The 17,174-nt window shown below is 45.6% G+C and carries 10 protein-coding genes; 2 read left to right on the forward strand and 8 right to left on the reverse strand.

Annotated features, from left to right (window positions below; all coding sequences use genetic code 11):
- Positions 1 to 19 precede the first annotated feature (19 nt).
- From AAAT87_RS00285 to AAAT87_RS00315, 7 genes are all read right to left on the reverse strand, one after another.
- Positions 20 to 583, reverse strand: a complete 564-nt coding sequence (locus AAAT87_RS00285) for a GLPGLI family protein (RefSeq protein WP_349225298.1) — start codon at positions 581 to 583, stop codon at positions 20 to 22.
- A gap of 1,171 nt (positions 584 to 1,754) precedes the next feature.
- Positions 1,755 to 2,462, reverse strand: coding sequence for an ABC transporter ATP-binding protein (locus tag AAAT87_RS00290; protein WP_349225299.1), 708 nt, complete (start codon positions 2,460 to 2,462; stop codon positions 1,755 to 1,757).
- A 159-nt stretch (positions 2,463 to 2,621) separates the two neighbouring features.
- The gene (locus tag AAAT87_RS00295) at positions 2,622 to 4,019 is read right to left on the reverse strand and encodes a DUF5687 family protein (RefSeq protein WP_349225300.1); all 1,398 of its coding nucleotides are present in this window, start codon (positions 4,017 to 4,019) and stop codon (positions 2,622 to 2,624) included.
- A 244-nt stretch (positions 4,020 to 4,263) separates the two neighbouring features.
- Positions 4,264 to 5,220, reverse strand: coding sequence for a family 43 glycosylhydrolase (locus AAAT87_RS00300; protein ID WP_153097492.1), 957 nt, complete (start codon positions 5,218 to 5,220; stop codon positions 4,264 to 4,266).
- A 61-nt stretch (positions 5,221 to 5,281) separates the two neighbouring features.
- Complete coding sequence (locus AAAT87_RS00305) at positions 5,282 to 6,406, reverse strand: endo-1,4-beta-xylanase (RefSeq protein WP_118311274.1); 1,125 nt, start codon at positions 6,404 to 6,406, stop codon at positions 5,282 to 5,284.
- 33 nt (positions 6,407 to 6,439) lie between these two features.
- Positions 6,440 to 7,843: an MFS transporter gene (locus AAAT87_RS00310; protein WP_349225301.1), complete on the reverse strand. Its 1,404-nt coding sequence runs from the start codon at positions 7,841 to 7,843 to the stop codon at positions 6,440 to 6,442.
- Between the two features lie 12 nt (positions 7,844 to 7,855).
- Positions 7,856 to 9,061, reverse strand: a complete 1,206-nt coding sequence (locus AAAT87_RS00315; protein WP_349225302.1) for an SGNH/GDSL hydrolase family protein — start codon at positions 9,059 to 9,061, stop codon at positions 7,856 to 7,858.
- 249 nt (positions 9,062 to 9,310) lie between these two features.
- Here AAAT87_RS00315 and AAAT87_RS00320 point away from each other — a divergent pair, with 249 nt between their 5' ends.
- On the forward strand, positions 9,311 to 13,231 hold the full coding sequence (locus tag AAAT87_RS00320; protein ID WP_349225303.1) for a two-component regulator propeller domain-containing protein: 3,921 nt from the start codon (positions 9,311 to 9,313) through the stop codon (positions 13,229 to 13,231).
- Between the two features lie 83 nt (positions 13,232 to 13,314).
- On the forward strand, positions 13,315 to 15,318 hold the full coding sequence (locus AAAT87_RS00325) for an alpha-glucuronidase (RefSeq protein WP_349225304.1): 2,004 nt from the start codon (positions 13,315 to 13,317) through the stop codon (positions 15,316 to 15,318).
- Between the two features lie 173 nt (positions 15,319 to 15,491).
- Here the strand turns inward: AAAT87_RS00325 and AAAT87_RS00330 are convergent, their stop codons facing one another.
- Complete coding sequence (locus AAAT87_RS00330; RefSeq protein ID WP_349225305.1) at positions 15,492 to 17,135, reverse strand: C10 family peptidase; 1,644 nt, start codon at positions 17,133 to 17,135, stop codon at positions 15,492 to 15,494.
- Between the last annotated feature and the right edge of the window lie 39 nt (positions 17,136 to 17,174).

Raw genomic sequence — 17,174 nt, forward strand, 5'->3', positions numbered from 1 at the left:
TCTCTCTTTACGTTGATACTTATTCTTTTTCTATCAGATCATATTTCAGAGCCTCATCCGAGCCACCCAGAGATATTCCCGTTGAAGCCTCGTTGATACTGTTCCGATTTTTCAGATACTTATATTTTAATTGCAGGAAATCCTTTCTTGTCGTTTTCTGAAAGCGCTTGAATTCCTTGTCCTGTACCTCAAAAGTAATAGTTTTTGCACTAACCTGCTGCATTCCATTGATACAGAAATAGTATTGCTTTCCCCTATCATACACTTCCATAATCAAGCCAGGGAGTCCGCAGAATTTCCAGGGACCGTCACTTACAGGAACATCCAAGGCAAACCAGGCTGTCCATTGTCTTCCCCGGAAGCAGCAGGTAGCCTTTTGGCATTCATGACCGAGCACCATCTTCGTGCTGTCATTTTCCATATTCCATTCCTGCGCATTCAGGGAATCTCCATAAAGATAATATTGCCCCAACAGGAAATCTGTAATGGTCATTTCCCCTTGCGGATAATTCTTATAAATGGTAGCAGTCATTCTGCGATGGGGTATGGCATTGCGCAATTGTCGCCCTTTTAATCCCTTCACTATCGCTTCGGTCAAGAAGCTATCCCATTGTTTTATGGCTCCTAAGTCTATGAGTTCCGAAGTGGAAAACATAGAGATAAAAGGCAAAGAAAAAAATAACACGGACAAATTGAATTTGTCCGGACAATTTGTCCGGCAGCTTATAAGTTACTAATATTTAACCATTTACAAAGAGCCGGACAAAAGAGCCGGACAAATTCAATTTGTCCGTGTTTCTAATTTAACTTAATTATTTTAACTTTTCTTCGTTCATACACAACGCTGATGCAACTTAGTACCGTTACCAGGCAAGAAGTAGAATAAGCCTTGTCTTAATCTTTCAAACACCCGATAGGAACAACATAAACACCATCTTTTCAAATATTTGATTACGTGTGCAAAGATACCACTTTTTTCGATATTTCCTCAGTTGGCCGGATTTCGTTTCCTCAGTTGGCCGGATTTCGTTTCCTCAGTTGGCTACTTTTTGTTTCCTCAGTTGGCTAAATTACATTTTTCTTGAAGCATAATTTATATTAATAAGGTAAAGAAAAGACGGAAGAGTTCACAGATTGTTCAAACACCCGATGCATAGGAAGCTACTTTCGAAAACACTCTTCACTCTTCACATTCATAATGTAAGCTTATGTGTGTGAGGCACTTATGACGGTGAAGAGTTGAGCTGACTCTTCACCACTCTTCACCACTCTTCACCCTCATCATTTTTTTAAACGCATCATATAAGCAATGGTTCGGTCATCTATTATGACCAGCCCCAATCATCTATTATGACCAGCTCCAGCCATCAAAGATGACCGAGCTTCGCAATAAGGTGAAGAGTGAAGAGTGAAATCGAGAGTAGGGTTTTTCTCACGCAAACCGACTCCACCTGCAACCAGAAAGCTTCTGCCGAATCGTAGTAACAGTCCTATTGAAATTTATCTCCCGACGTATTATTTTATGCCTGGCAATGGCACAATATTGCCCCAGTTAAGGGCAACTTTGTGCCATAGCCAGGCAAAAAGTGGAATAAGCCTTCTTTCGAATTTAAATAAGGCTCATTCGTTGATGCTCCATACTTTACAGACAGAGTGAAAGAACTGGATTTTAAAAAAAGAATCGCCAGGAAGCTATTCTGTTGCTTCGCTGGCGATTCAGAGAGGGAGATTTATCTATGTGTAAATTATGTTTGCTATTCTGCCTGAATACCGAAGTACTCGTTGAGTTCGGCGATGGCAGCGCCATCAGCATTCGGAAGATCCTTCACCAGCTTGCCTTTCTCCAGCAGGAGGATGCGAGAGGATATGTCGGCAACGAAGTTGAGGTTATGGCTGGAGATGATGACCGTGGTGCCCTGCTCCTTGCAGATGCGCTGAATCATGTGGGCGATAGTCATCTGAGAAGATGGGTCGAGATAGTTGAATGGCTCATCCAGGAGAAGAACCTTCGGATTGATGATCATCGCTCCGATGATGCCAATCTTCTGTCGGTTGCCCTGAGAGAAATCACGGAGATACTTCTTGGTTCCCATGATTTCATCGTGCATAAAGCCCTCAAACTGCGCCAGTCGCTCCTGCAAGGTTTCATCGTCGATGTTATAGACATCAGCGATGAAATCGAAGTATTCCTCAGGGGTGAGGAAGTCGATGAGGAATCTGCCGTCGATGTAACTGCCGGTATATTCCTTCCAGGTTTCACTCTCGTTCACCTTTTGTCCATTGCTTTCCACGAAACCATCATCTGCCTGAATCAGGTCGAGAATCAGGCGGAGCAAGGTGGTCTTGCCCGCACCATTATTACCTACGAGTCCTATCAGCTCGCCCTTTGCAACACCCAGATTATCAATATCGAGTACGGTATTGCCATTATATATCTTTTTGAGATTCAGAATCTTAATCATATTACTTTGAACTTTATTGTTACTTTGAACTTTGAGCTTTGAACATTGAACTTTATGATTACTTTGAATTTTGAACTTTATGATTAGTAAAGCTATTGAATTGTCTTTCCCTTCGGCCGCCGAACGTTGTTTCTTCACTCTTCGTTCTTCACTCTTCACTTAACTCATGAACTTCTCCATGCGCTTGTACTTGTTCTTCTCGAAGATGGCAGCAATCTTGGCGATAAACCATTTGTGGATGGCGATGCTGATGACTGCCAGCGCTACGCAGGTGATAAACCATGCCGTCTCACCGAAGAAATGATAGATGGCACAGACGCCTGCCAGCGGGAAGAGGAAGGCGATGGCATAAAGATTGATCTTCAGATTCACTCCCTGCATGCTGAACATGGAAGTCTGGAATATCTCCAGACGGGAAGAGAAGAGTGCTGTAGGCAGATTGAAGAGATTGATGAATACTGCCAGACAGAAACCGCTGATAAGCACCTGGATTCCGATTCCTGCCTGCAGGAAAAGGAACGGAAGGGTGAGCAACAAGGCGACAGCACTCACTACCATATAATAATAGAAGCAATTCTGCAGCATCTGCTTCACCTTTACCGGCTTGGTCATCAATCCATGGAAGAAGTTTGCCTCAATACCAAAGGTCCATTGCGACAACACCACCGATGGCAGCAGGATGGCACCTGCCACATAGAGGGTAGTCATAGCCACCTTGTCCCCCATTTCCTGTCCCGGCTCTAAAGGCATCAGGGCGAAGAGATAGGCATCGAAAAGGAAGATGGCGGTAATCATAATCACCATCGTACGGACACGCTTTGCTCTCAATGTGCCGATATATTGCAGACTGAAGAGGTTGACATGGCTGAATCCACGGAACCTGGAAACCTTCTGTTTCTGCTCGTTATAAATCTTTTCGTGATAGAGATAGGCGGTAAGTCCGGTGAATACCGCTCCAGCAAGGAAGAAGAGACCTATCCATCCCATATATACCGGGAAGAAGGAAGCCACAAACATATACCCTATGAGCACGGCAAACATTCCCATCCATCCCAATATCAAGGGCCATTTCAAAATCCACTCCGTAGCCTTGCGGTAACAGGTGATGTAGATGCCGTTGATGAAAGAGAACTCCAGGAACAGGAAAAAGCTGGCTACAGCCTCACTTGCCGGCAAGAGATAGATGAACACCGGAAGCGTAAGCACCGGAAGCACATAGTTCCAAAAGCTCACGAGATTGGTAGTGAGCAGGAACTTGTTCCAGATTTTCTCAGGCACAGGGCGCGACTTCACATAATCATCCATTGCCGTAATATCCCGCTTCATCACCATCTTCATGATGATGTCAGGAATCAGCATGCCGATTACGATGCCCGCACCCAACAATGCCGGCATTTCTTCCCCCTTCAGTTCTCCTCCACTCTCGGTGAAGCCCTGGTAGAAGCCCACGCCCACCATCACATACAGAAAGATGATGTAGCAAGCCACGAAGGCGTCTCTCTTGCGGAAGTTACGGCGCTGTTGCAGCCACCATAACCTTAACAGTAATTTCAACATAATTCTTTCATTTCATTGGTTTATGGATGCAAAGGTAAATAAAAAACCGAGAAATCTATGACAAAACGAAAGAAATAACTTAAAAATAACATTAGATAAGAAACAATTTGCAAGAAGAACTGAGAAGTTATAAGAGAAAAAACAAAAAAGCAGCATCTTCATCCCGAAGATGCTGCTCGTTTCTAACTAAAACTAACTCATGTATCAACTATTCTCCAAAACTATTAAAACCTAAAAAACAATTCTATTTTACCGGCAAGATGTTACCCTCCTCATCATAGAAGAGAGGAGCCACCTTTACGCTGCGAAGCCAGGTTGTATCATTAGATGGCACACAGTCGTGATGGAACAGATACCACTGACCCTTATACTCGCAGATACTGTGATGGGTTGTCCAACCTACCACCGGCTCCAGAATAACGCCCTTGTAAGTGAACGGACCATAAGGATTATCACCTACAGCATAGCAGAGATAATGGGTATCACCTGTAGAGTAGCTGAAGTAATACTTGCCCTTGTACTTATGCATCCAGCTAGCCTCGAAGAAGCGATGAGGATCATCGGCTGGCAATACCTTACCCTCCTCGTCAACAATGACAACAGGCTTTGGCATCTCAGCAAACTGCTGCACATCATCAGTCATCATGGCTACACGAGATGGCAACGGATTCTCCTTGCCCTCTGGAAGATGCTCATCCTTCAGTGCCTTGTTGTCCTTGTACCACTGAAGCTGACCGCCCCAGATACCACCGAAGTAGCAGTAAATCTTGCCATCATCATCCTTGAACACGCAAGGGTCGATGCTGTATGACTTGCGGATTGGGTCGGCATTCGGTATGAAAGGACCTTCCGGCTTATCAGCCACAGCCACACCGAGATGGAACACGCCATTATAATCCTTGGCAGAGAAGATGAGATAGTACTTGCCATCCTTCTCTACTACATCGTTGTCCCACATCTGCTTCTCAGCCCATGGCACATCCTTCACATCGAGAATCACACCATGATCGGTTACTTCACCCTCCATCACGTCGTCCATAGAGAGAACATGATAGTCTTTCATCTGGAAGTGACCGCCATCATCGTCGAAACTTTCACCGCTATCCCAGTCATGAGATGGGTAAACATACAGGCGACCGTTAAACACATTGGCAGATGGATCTGCCATATAATCCTTAGGGAACAAATATCTTGCTTTCATTGTTATCTTATATTTAAAGAGATTGATAATATTATCTTAAGAGATTCTATTTGAAGAGATCTTATTTAAAGAGATTGACGATTTCCTTCACCACTGGCTTCACCTCGTTGTTGCGGTCGATGAGCAGCGGATAGTTGGTTCTGCCTGGGATAGGCCAGCCATTCAACCAAGAGTGACCATCGTTGACACCCCAGAAGGTAACACGACTGATGACATCCTTGTGACGCTCTACAATCTTGAAGAGATCGAGATAACGCTGGTTGAAGAGTTTCTGCGCCTTCTTGTTAAGTCCCTTCACGTATGGATTGTACTTCTTCTGAAGTTCAAACTTCTGGCTGATTTCCGCACCGCCGAATCCTTCCGGATTAGGAAGCATGTTCATATCCAGCTCAGTCAGCATCACCTTCACGCCTTCACCAGCAAAAGCCTCGATGCTCTTCTCATACTCAGCATAATCAGGATAATCAAAACCATTGTGGCTCTGCATACCTACAGCATCGATGCGGAGACCCTTCGCCTTCAAATCGCGAACCAGCTTGCAGATAGCCTCTCGCTTGGCTGGCTTCGAAGTAGAATAATCATTGTAGTAGAGTTCTACGTTTGGATCAGCCTCATGAGCAAAGCGGAAAGCCAGTTCGATGAACTCCGGACCGATAATCTTATAATATAGAGACTTGCGGTAAGAGCCATCATCCTCGAAAGCTTCGTTCACAACATCCCATCCCTTTACTCTACCTTTATAATGAGTAACCACATTCATGATGTGATTATACATTCTGCCGATGAGCACTTCACGGCTTACCAGATTACCCTTATCATCGGTAAACATCCACTTAGGTGGCTGAGAGTGCCATACCAGACAATGACCTATCAAGGTCTTGCCGTTCTTCTCAGCCCAGTCAGCCAGCTTATCGCCATCGGTGAAATCAAAGCGATTCACCTCCGGATGATTTTCCTCGCCCTTCATACAATTCTCGGCAACCACCTGGTTAAACTGCTTCTTCACTACTTCCTCACCTGCCGGGTCTTGTCCGTCTGTCAGAGAAGTATTAACGGCTGCACCAACCAGGAAATATTTGCCCATGGCCTCCTGGAATGTTGGGATTGTCGTATTATTATTGCCTTTCTGGGCAAAAGCTGCAGAAGCAAGCATCAAGCCCAATGCAAAAGTCGATATTTTCTTCATGTCTAATTTTTATATTTTTCTCAATTTTAAATGTTACTTTTTCTGTTTGTGCCGATCCTCAATCTTCTTGTTGATATCATCGATAACCGCATCTGTCAACTCATACTTCGAGATAATGAAGATGGCGAGCAGCAACAAGGCAGCAGGAATGACACATACCAACCAGAGAATACCCTCCTGAGCCTCAGGAGTCTGCTCCACGGTCTTCGGATTGTAAGCCACGTAAGCAAGGATGGCTGGAGCCACCACACTACCCAAGGTCATACCCGCCTTGAAGAAGATGCCCGTCAAGGCATTCACGATACCTGCAATACGCTTGCCACTCTTATACTCTCCATAAGAGATAACCTCAGGAACCAGAGCCCACATATAACCCGTAGCTACAATAACACCCGTTGACTTAACAAACTGGGCGATATAGACGAGCATCATACTTGGCTGTTCCATCTTTGCTACCAGATAAAGGAATGCCATACCCACGATGGCGATGCCCAGGAACACATAGAACATGTTCTTCTTGCCGATTGCCTTCTTGATCATAGGCACCAGTGGCATGAAGATGAACGATGGTGCCGAACCCAAACCCATGAAGATGGAAAGCTGCTCGGAGGTTCCGTGAAGGTTGCAGTTCATGAAGTAAGCTCCTGCCGCATTGCCGATAGACATCATGGCGAAGGCGGTGATGAAGAAGAAGGCTATGATACGCAAAGGACGGTTGTGGAAAAATTCCATCCAAAGGTCGCTTATCTTCACATTCGCACTCTCCTCGGCATTCATTACCACACGCTCCTTACACTGTGAGAAACAGAAGAGGAGCAACAACAAACCAATGACGGCATAGATGGTCATGGTGGTAAACCAAGCCACCGGATCCTTAGGCAAACCATCCGACTGCTGGTCGGTAAAGTATGCGATGAGCAACGGAAGGCCTGAGCCTACAGCCAAACCGCCACAGTTTGCCATAAACATACGAACTGACGTCAACACCGTGATTTCATCGGTATCACGAGTCAGCGATGAGTTCAAGGCTCCATAAGGTACATTGATAAATGTATAGAGCAATGTCATGGCAATGTATGTGATATAGGCATAGAGCAGAGATGGTGCAAAGCCATTCCAGAAGCAGAGGATGGCAAAGCCCGAAAGTGGGATTCCTACGAATACCAGATAAGAGCGATACTTACCCAACTTAGGATTGTGCTTATCTATAAGGGCACCTACAATAGGGTCCCAAATCACATTTGCAACATTTCCTACCGTAAACATCACGGAAACGTCAACTGCATCGAGTCCATAGATATCGGTATAGAAGAACAACAAGTACATACATGTTGTCTGGAAGATGAGGTTTTGTGCCAAGTCACCAGAACCGAATCCGATGCGCTGTAACCAACTCAATTTGTAGAATCCCTGGGATTCCTGTGAATTCTTTTCCATATCTTTATTCTTTTATTTCATTTTTTCTGCGGCAAACTTGCCCATAGCTTCATATCCCTTAGGGTTGAGATGCAACCAGTCGTCTGAATATTCAGCCTTCAGGCGCTGAGGGTCTTTCGGGTCACGGGTTAATTCATCGAAATCGATGACCTCATCAAAGGCACCGCTCTTTCTGATCCATTCGTTCACGGTTTGGCGCATTGCCTCATGCCAGAAAGAATACCATCCGTTGCCCTTGGTTGGGGTGATCGTTCCGCCATATACCTTGATGCCTTTAGCCTTGGCTTTTGCTATCAGCACCTTGTAGCAAGCTATCAGGGTATCTGTTACATGTTCATAATTTCCTCCGCAGCAACCGATATCGTTGGTTCCTTCGAAGATAATGAGCTTATCCACACCTGTCTGTCCCAGGATGTCACGGTCGAAACGCTTCATAGCTGGTTCGCTCAATCCGCCTTGCACCACGCAGTTGCCACCGATACCGAGATTCAATACACCGTATGGTCTCTCTGCATTCAGGGCATCCGAGAGGAAATCGGTCCATCGGTTCTGATGGTTGGTGGTACTTCCACGGCCATCGGTAATAGAGTTTCCGAGGATAGCCACCACAGGGGTAGTCTTATCAGTCTTCACATCAATGGCTGAAAGATTATACCAGTGGTCAGCCTTCTCCTGCTTATCGAAAGCAACATCCGTTGGCTTCACCGCCTTGCCCTTCACATTACTAACAATATAAGATGTGGTACGTGATCCGCGATGAGATGTTGCATTCACAGGAGTCTGCGTGCCATAATCGATGGTAATCGTAAGGAGCTGACCACTCTTCAAGGCATACTTCAAATCATCAGAGAAGATAGCCTTTCCAGGAGCAATGGTCACATTCTTCTTACCTCTGAATTTAAGATACTTCACCGTCTTGGTCTGAATTCCCCAGTTACTAGGAACATCTGTATCTGCAATATACACCGATTTGATTTCCACCGGTTCCTTGCTCTGCTCATTACTGAGCTTCACCCTGAGTTCCTCTCCGCCAAAGGAAACATGAACCACCTGTCGGCAAGAGCGGTTGCTCAAGCTTTTCTTAGGCATATCTCCTTTGCCAGTCCATTCCACTGCAGTAGCCCAAGATCCTTTCCATACCTTCTGGGCAAAAGCTACAGAACTTGACGCAGCCAACACGAGTGCCAAAGATAAGATTTTTATTGCTTGTTTATTCATCGTTATTATGATGCCTTTAATGTTTCTATTGTTGTTGACGATGCAAATTTACTAATAAATTATGAAAGAACAGGTATTTTATAGTTACCATTACTTTTCTATTTGTTTCATACTCACAAAAATGGCACAAAAAGATAAAGAAACAAAAAGAAACGAAACATATTGTTGCATTAGAATTTGTTTCTTTCATTGTTTTTCGTTACTTTTGCAGCCGTAATAACCTATTTAAATAAGAAACGGACAAAAAATATGAAGCATATCAGACATTGCCTCACAGCACTCTTCGCTATCGCCTTATCGCTTATGGTATGGGCCGACAGTGGTGAACTCTTCACTTCGGGCAAGCTATCCAGTTCGCTTATCAACTGTATTGTGCAAGACAAGTATGGCTATATCTGGGTGGGCACGGAATACGGACTCAGCAAGTTCGACGGCTACCGCTTTACCAACTATCTGCACAACGAAGAAGACACAACCTCTATCACCGATAATATTATCTCCGACCTTCTGGTAGATAAGAAAGGTAACCTCTGGATTGGTTGCGCCAAGGGGTTGATGCGCTATAATTATGAGACGAACAATTTCTCCCGTCTCCAGTTTCCTGATGGCAGAAAGCCACGCATCTATTCGATGGTAGAAAGCCATCGCGGCGATATCCTGCTGGGCACTGCAGGTTACGGTCTCTACTCCGTGAAGAACAACGGCATAGAGAAAACGGCAAACAACAGATTCACCATCAGATGGGAAAGAGCATACGCCGAGCGCGACTCGGATGTATTCTTCACCCATATCTACGAAGACAAGCACCACTATCTCTGGCAGAGCAGTCACCTGTTAACCTTCACCCGATTCATCGAGAAGCAAGGCAAGGTGCAGCGCAAAGACTTCAAATCGCCATACGGAGCCCCTGTGGCATTCATCCAGCATCGCCCGCAAGCCATGCTCATCGTCTGCATGTATGGCATCATCTACTATGACTATCGAACGGGGCGTATAGCCGATGCCGGTTACGACCTGGGTACTTTCAAGAATCATGTAACCATCAACAATGCCACCTTCGACCACGATGGCAACCTCTATATCAGCACCTCTGAACATGGAGCCCTGATTATCAAGAAGGGAAGCAACAAGGTGGAACAGCTGGAAAACAGCAACAGCAATTTCAATCTTTCCACCGCCTTCGTCAACGATATCATCGAAGACAAGGACAACAACCTCTGGATAGGCTGTTACAAGAAAGGTCTCTATCTGCTCAACCAGCGCCAGCAAGCCTTCAGCAGCTGGAGTTTCTCGGCACAGAACTACATCATCGGCAGCAGCGTTTCTTCCATTGCCCCTGGCGAGAATGGCGAAACATGGTGTACGGTGCAAAACAGTGGCGTATTCTGTTTCGATGCTTCAGGAAAGATTATCGCCCACCCTACCTCGCCAGCAGGCACCTGCATCATCTACAAAGACCGCCGGGGTGCATACTGGATCAGCAACGGAAGTGCGCTCTACAGCTACAATCCGCATACGGGAGCCTATCAGGAAAAGCTCACCTTTACCAGCGCAGGTATCTACTGCATGACAGATGACAATCAGGGCAATCTCTATATCTCTGTATATAGCAAGGGCCTATATATATATAATGTGGAAAGCGGAAAGGTTACCGTACTCAATATGCGACAGAGAGGAAACAAGGGATTCCTCTGCAACGACTGGGTGCGCAGCATGGCATTCGACCATACCGGTCATCTGTGGATAGGTACTTCAAATGGCGTTTCCTGCCTCAACACGAAGACACTCAGCTTCAAGGACTTCGGATGGAATAACATTCTGAAAGACAGACAGGCGAATGGCATCTGCGAAGGAAAGAACGGCAATATGATTATCGGAACGGAAGAAGGACTCTATCTTTTCGACCGAAAGAACAACAAGACCCTTGCTCTCCCTCACGCCGAAGTTCTGAAGGGAAAGCAGGTGTGCAGCATCATCAAAGACCATCAGGGCGACTTGTGGATAAGCACCACCATGGGCATCTGGCAGTATGACCAGAAGAACAGACAGTTTATCGGGCACATCAATGGCAACGGACTCACCACCCGTGAATACGTGCTGGGGTCCTCCATGCATACCGCCAGCGACCTCATCGCCTTCGGAACAAGTGACGGCATCACCACCTTCTACCCGGAAAGAGTGAGAGCCAAGAAGATGGAACTGGGAGATGTACACCTCACCAACTTTATCATCGACGGCAAGCCAATCAACTGTCTGACGGATGAGTTCACTATACCATACGAGGAGAATTCGTTCACGCTGGAGTTCTCGCTGCTCAACTACAGGAACACCGACAACATCAGCTTCCAATATCGTATCAACGAGGGAAAATGGAACAGCACCAACGAAGGCTCCAACGCAGTATCATTCAACAAGTTGAAACCGGGCAGCTACACCCTGGAGGTAAGAGCCATGAGCAATGGCAACTTCTCCAAGAAGTCAACCATCATCCACATCAAGGTGTGCGACCCTTGGTATGCTTCCACCTGGGCATTTCTCCTCTATTTCCTGACAGCAGCAGGCATCGTCCTGTATATCATCTACCGATATGAGCGCCATCGCAAGGAAGACCTGGAGGAAACCAAGATGCAGTTCCTCATCAACGCCACCCACGATATCCGTTCACCGCTGACATTGATTATGGGACCGCTCAACAAGCTGAAGACAAGAATCACGGATGCCGAAAGCAAACAGGAAATCGACACCATCGACCGCAACGCCCAGCGCCTGCTGCTTCTGGTAAACCAGATACTCGACGAGCGAAAGATAGACAAAAACCAGATGCATCTGCACTGTCAGAAAACCCAGCTCAGGGAATTCCTGAACGGCATCATATCGCTCTACCGTTTCAATGCAGAAGAGCGCAACATCACACTCTCGCTCCAGGAAGATGCGAGCCTCAACGATGCCAATGGCAAGTTGCCTGTATGGATAGACCGCATCAACTTCGACAAGGTGATTTCCAACCTGCTCTCCAACGCCATGAAGTATACTTTCAATGGCGGCACCATCACCCTCATCATGGGCAAGGACGAGAAGAATGCCATCATCAAGGTACAGGATACCGGCATCGGACTGAAGGAAGAGAAGACCGACCGACTCTTTGACCGGTTCTACCAGGGCAACAACAGCAGCGACCTTCACATCGAAGGCACCGGCATAGGACTGAACCTCTGCAAGGCATTCGTAGAGATGCACGGAGGCAAGATCAAGGCATACAACCGCACCGATGGAATCAAAGGTTCCTGCTTCGAGGTAAACATTCCATTGGGCAAGGAACACCTCAAGCCAGAGGAGATCCTGCAGGAGGATGGCACAAAAACTGCCGAATCCACCGGTAAAAGAACGCAAGCCAACCGCAATTTCAACATCCTGATAGTAGATGACGATGCAGAGATTGCTCATTATATCAAGACCGAACTGAGCGACTGGTACCGATTTGAACATGCCAGCAACGGCAAGGAGGGTCTCAAGATGTTGCTCACCGGCAAATATGATCTAGTGATAAGCGATGTGATGATGCCGGTAATGGATGGTGTTACCATGCTCAAGAAGATTAAAGGTAACTCTAACGTAAGCGATATTCCAGTCATCCTGCTCACCTCCAAGAGCGAGGTAGAGAACCGACTAGAGGGATTGCGCAAGGGTGCCGATGCCTTCCTGGCTAAACCTTTCAATATGGAAGAGCTGCATATTCTCATCGACAATCTGGTAGATAATGTCCGACGCATCCGTGGCAAATACAGCGGTGCGCAGGGACAGAAGGCTAAGATTGAGCAGATACAGGTAAAGGGCAATAACGACGCTCTCATGGAGAGAGTGATGAAATATATGAACGAGCACCTCACCGACCCTGACCTCAACGTTGAGAAACTGACAGAGGATGTAGGCATCAGCCGTGCCCAACTGCACCGTAAGCTGAAAGAAATAGCAGGCGTCTCTGCCGGTGAATTCATCCGTAACTTACGATTGGAGCAAGCTGCACGTCTTATCGAAGAAGGACAGATTAATATCACGCAAGTAGCTTACTCTGTGGGATTTAACAACCAGACCCATTTCTCTACAGTGTTCAAGAAACACTATGGCATGTCACCAAGTGAATATGCTGAAACAAAGAGAAATAAGAAATAAACAACAAATAGAAGAGAATAAGGTATTTTTTCGTATCTTTGCAGCAGAAACAATAACAATACAAACTAACGATCTGCAAAGATATGAAGAAATACCTCATTTTATTATTTACGGTACTTACATCACTCCATGTTTCTGCAAAGAGTGACGGTTCACAGTTATGGCTCGGAAAGCAGTATGCTAACTCATGCCAAGTCATCTCACAGTTGCCTGATGATGCAACAGCCAAGATTGCCAAGCTGGAGTTGGAAAACAACTGGCGTGGCAAGAATGTTGAGCTCAAGATAGACAAAGCTCTGAATCTTGGCGAGGGCTATAACATCTACGCCCGTCCTGCCCAGCAAGGCGACAACATTCAGTACGAAGCAACTATCACCGCCAGCAATCCTATCGGTTTGCTCTACGGTGCCTACGAGTTGATTCGACTTCAGAACACCGATGCCTACAACACTGGTAGCGGCAATCAGCAGAACTTCAGCAAAGCTATCGATGAGACCGAGAAACCACAAGTGGGTCTTCGCATTCTCAACCATTGGGATAATCTCGATGGCAGCATCGAACGTGGCTATGCCGGCAAGAGCATCTTCAAATGGGAAGAAATCAAACTCGGCAAAAACGGCAAGGGCGGCAGCATCAGCAAGAGTCTTCACGACCGTCTCATCACCTATGCCCGTGCCAACGCATCGCTCGGTATCAACGGAAGTGTACTGAACAATGTAAATGCATCACCAAAGATGATGACGGCAGAATATATTAATAAGGTGAAGGTCATCGCCAACATCCTGCGTCCTTACGGTATCCGAGTGTATCTCAGCATCAACTTTGCTTCTCCTATGGCATTGGGCTATACCAAGACTGCAGACCCATTGGATAAAAAGGTTCAGCAGTGGTGGAAGAAGAAAGCAAAGGAGATTTATGCTGCCATTCCAGACTTTGGCGGATTCCTGGTAAAAGCTAATTCTGAAGGACAACCTGGTCCTGGCGATTACCAACGCACTCATGCCGAGGGAGCCAACATGCTTGCCGATGCCGTGAAACCATACGGTGGCATTATCATGTGGAGAAGCTTTGTATATGGTGCTAATCATAAAGGCGAAGACCGTGTAAAGCAAGCTGTCAGCGAATTCAAAGGCATGGATGGAAAGTTCCGTGACAATGTAATTCTCCAGTCAAAGAACGGTCCACTCGACTTCCAGCCTCGTGAACCATACGCTCCTATCTTCGACAACATCAGACAGACACCTCAGATAGCAGAACTTCAGATTACCCAGGAATATCTCGGACAGTCTAAACACCTCACCTATCTCGCCCCAATGTGGAAGGAATTCTTCGGATTCGTCAATCCAAGTAAACTGGTAGGTATCTCTGGCGTAGCCAATATCGGTAATGATGCCAACTGGTGCGGTCATCCTTTCTCACAGGCTAACTGGTATGCTTTTGGCCGATTGGCATGGAATCCTTCGCTTACAGCCGAAGAGATTGCTCATGAATGGCTCGTACAGACCTATGAGAACCAGGACGAGAAGTTCACCAAACCTGTAGAGATGATGATGATGACCTCACGTGAAGCTTGCGTCAACTATATGATGCCATTGGGCTTACATCATATCTTCAAGTTCGATCACCACTACGGTCCGGAACCAGATGGTTTCATTGCAAGTTATCCTCTGGAATGGTGCCCTGTTTACTATCACAAAGCAGATGCCAAGGGTATCGGTTTCGACCGCTCATCCAAAGGTACAGATGCCGTAGGTCAGTATCCGGAACCATATCGCAGTCAGTATGACAACATCGAGACTTGCCCAGAAGAATATCTCCTATGGTTCCATCATGTAGCTTGGAATTACAAAATGAAATCAGGCAGCACCCTCTGGCAGGAACTCTGCATGAAGTACAACATGGGTGTAGCGATGGTTGAAGTTTACCGAGACTTCTGGCACACCTCAGCCAAACAGTATATGAAGGGGCATGAACAGGAATGGCAACATACCGATTCATTACTAAATGTGCAGTTGGAAAACGCCAAGGAATGGCGCGAAACCTGTCTGAAATACTTCCAGACCTTCTCAAAGATGGATATCCAATAAAAGCGGAAACAAGGAATATCGAATATCTATCAGCAAAAACAAAATACTATCAAAATAAAAAAGGTGTATCCTCGCTTGCCCGATATGTTGGGCAAGAAGGATACACCTTATTATATATATATTGTATGATGCATCTCTTGAAGATGCCTATGCATCATTTTTCTTATAAAGACCTATTGCATCACTTTCTTTCCATCCTTGATGACGATACCGTGATAGCTGGAGTCAACCTGCTGACCATTGATGTTGAAAGTCTTGGCAGCATTTTTACTTACTGGAACCGAAATAACAGGAACAATAGCTGTAGTTGTTGCCATCCATCCTGCAGCATCATCCATTACCAGCGAGATAATGCCACCATCTTTAATTGTCATCAAAGCACTATTAGGACTATTATCCACCGTCCGGAAAGGAGAGAATTCTGTCTCCTTATCAGATTTTGATGCAAAGAATAATCTATAATCGCCATCACTTAACTTTTTTGCAATAGTAATATATGGTTTTACAATATTACCATCTGTAGCAAAATAATAGGCAGGCACTGTATTTATCGCCAATTTGGCAATATCCTTGCATTCTCCCGTTGCGAGATTACGAGCCACAACATAAAGACTTCCCTGATAAGCATCTCCATCTACGTTGATAGGGCGATTAGTTGTAGAAGCTTTAATATGGGTGGCATCAACCATTGAAAAATCAACAGCCCCCTCATTTATGGCAAATCTCGAAGAATAATGAGGATAAACACCTTTGTTTGTTACGGGAATAAACTGTTGCTGCTGAACATATCCATTCAATGTCTGGATATTAAACATTCCGTCGTCCTGTCCTCCCCATCCCCAGTTAACCGAGAAAAGACCATCTTCATCATAACCATCCAAAATAAAACAATGACCACCTTGATCAGAAGCTCCAGCAAAAACAACAGGAATCTTTGCGGCAATAGAACGGTACAAAGCAGGATAAAACTCATCAGAACTTTCAAACATCAAGGAATGCAAAGGAAGTCCTGCATCAAAAGAAAAATTATTCCTCAAAGCACTGACTGCAGGTGTCATCTGCGTTCCACTACCCGATGCTGTATATTGCATATCGACCGAAGCACCACAAACCATCATCAACTCTGCTACAGCCTTGGCTTGCTCTTCAGTATAATCAGACTTATAGATAGGTATCATGTGAGACCAATCCAAAGGATAGTTATCCAACTGTACAGAAACCGTTTCCTCTACACCAGAACCTGGATCAAAGCGATATGTATGCTTACCCACTCCCTTTTCCGGATGCTTATAGTAAAACATTGCTTGTGCCATAGCTGTTGCCACACATCCTGTAGGATAATGTTTGGTAGCCCCATTGCTCGTGTACGACGGACATAGATTGTTATAAGGAGCACCCTGATTCCATTTAGTAGCTACATAAGAAGCAACTTCTGCAGGAATACCATCAGGCTTAGAAGGCTGAAGGGAGGTTGCCCTAGTGCTCAAGGCATGAGCAGCAGCTTTCAGCCAAAGCTGGAAACCTGGATTATTACTATCTGCATCGAAAGCAGAACTAGAATAACCCAATACAGGACTAAAGGCATCATCTTTAGCCAATACCACGAAGCCACCCTTTTGATACCCCGCAATTGATATAGTGCTATCATCATAGAGCATTCGGATATTATCTCCACCTCGTGTAGGAGTTATAGCCATATTAAGCTTCGATTCCAGCACATTTCCTGCAATACTAACCAATTGTCCTTGTGTGCGGTCAGCAGCCTGAACACCCTGCAGGGCAAGAACAGAAAAAACAAAAAGCGAAAAACGTTTCATAAGCCTATATTTTGAAGATTCAAAAGTAAAAGAGGCACT

This window comes from Segatella sinensis (genome assembly GCF_040095255.1).
GTDB classification, from domain to species: domain Bacteria; phylum Bacteroidota; class Bacteroidia; order Bacteroidales; family Bacteroidaceae; genus Prevotella; species Prevotella sinensis.

Bases quoted from the DNA above. Each gene is read 5' to 3' on its own strand.
- AAAT87_RS00290 (WP_349225299.1), bottom strand. From the start codon at position 2,462: ATGATTAAGATTCTGAATCTCAAAAAGATATATAATGGCAATACCGTA.
- AAAT87_RS00295 (WP_349225300.1), bottom strand. From the start codon at position 4,019: ATGTTGAAATTACTGTTAAGGTTATGGTGGCTGCAACAGCGCCGTAAC.
- AAAT87_RS00300 (WP_153097492.1), bottom strand. From the start codon at position 5,220: ATGAAAGCAAGATATTTGTTCCCTAAGGATTATATGGCAGATCCATCT.
- AAAT87_RS00305 (WP_118311274.1), bottom strand. From the start codon at position 6,406: ATGAAGAAAATATCGACTTTTGCATTGGGCTTGATGCTTGCTTCTGCA.
- AAAT87_RS00310 (WP_349225301.1), bottom strand. From the start codon at position 7,843: ATGGAAAAGAATTCACAGGAATCCCAGGGATTCTACAAATTGAGTTGG.
- AAAT87_RS00315 (WP_349225302.1), bottom strand. From the start codon at position 9,061: ATGAATAAACAAGCAATAAAAATCTTATCTTTGGCACTCGTGTTGGCT.
- AAAT87_RS00320 (WP_349225303.1), top strand. From the start codon at position 9,311: ATGAAGCATATCAGACATTGCCTCACAGCACTCTTCGCTATCGCCTTA.
- AAAT87_RS00325 (WP_349225304.1), top strand. From the start codon at position 13,315: ATGAAGAAATACCTCATTTTATTATTTACGGTACTTACATCACTCCAT.
- AAAT87_RS00330 (WP_349225305.1), bottom strand. From the start codon at position 17,135: ATGAAACGTTTTTCGCTTTTTGTTTTTTCTGTTCTTGCCCTGCAGGGT.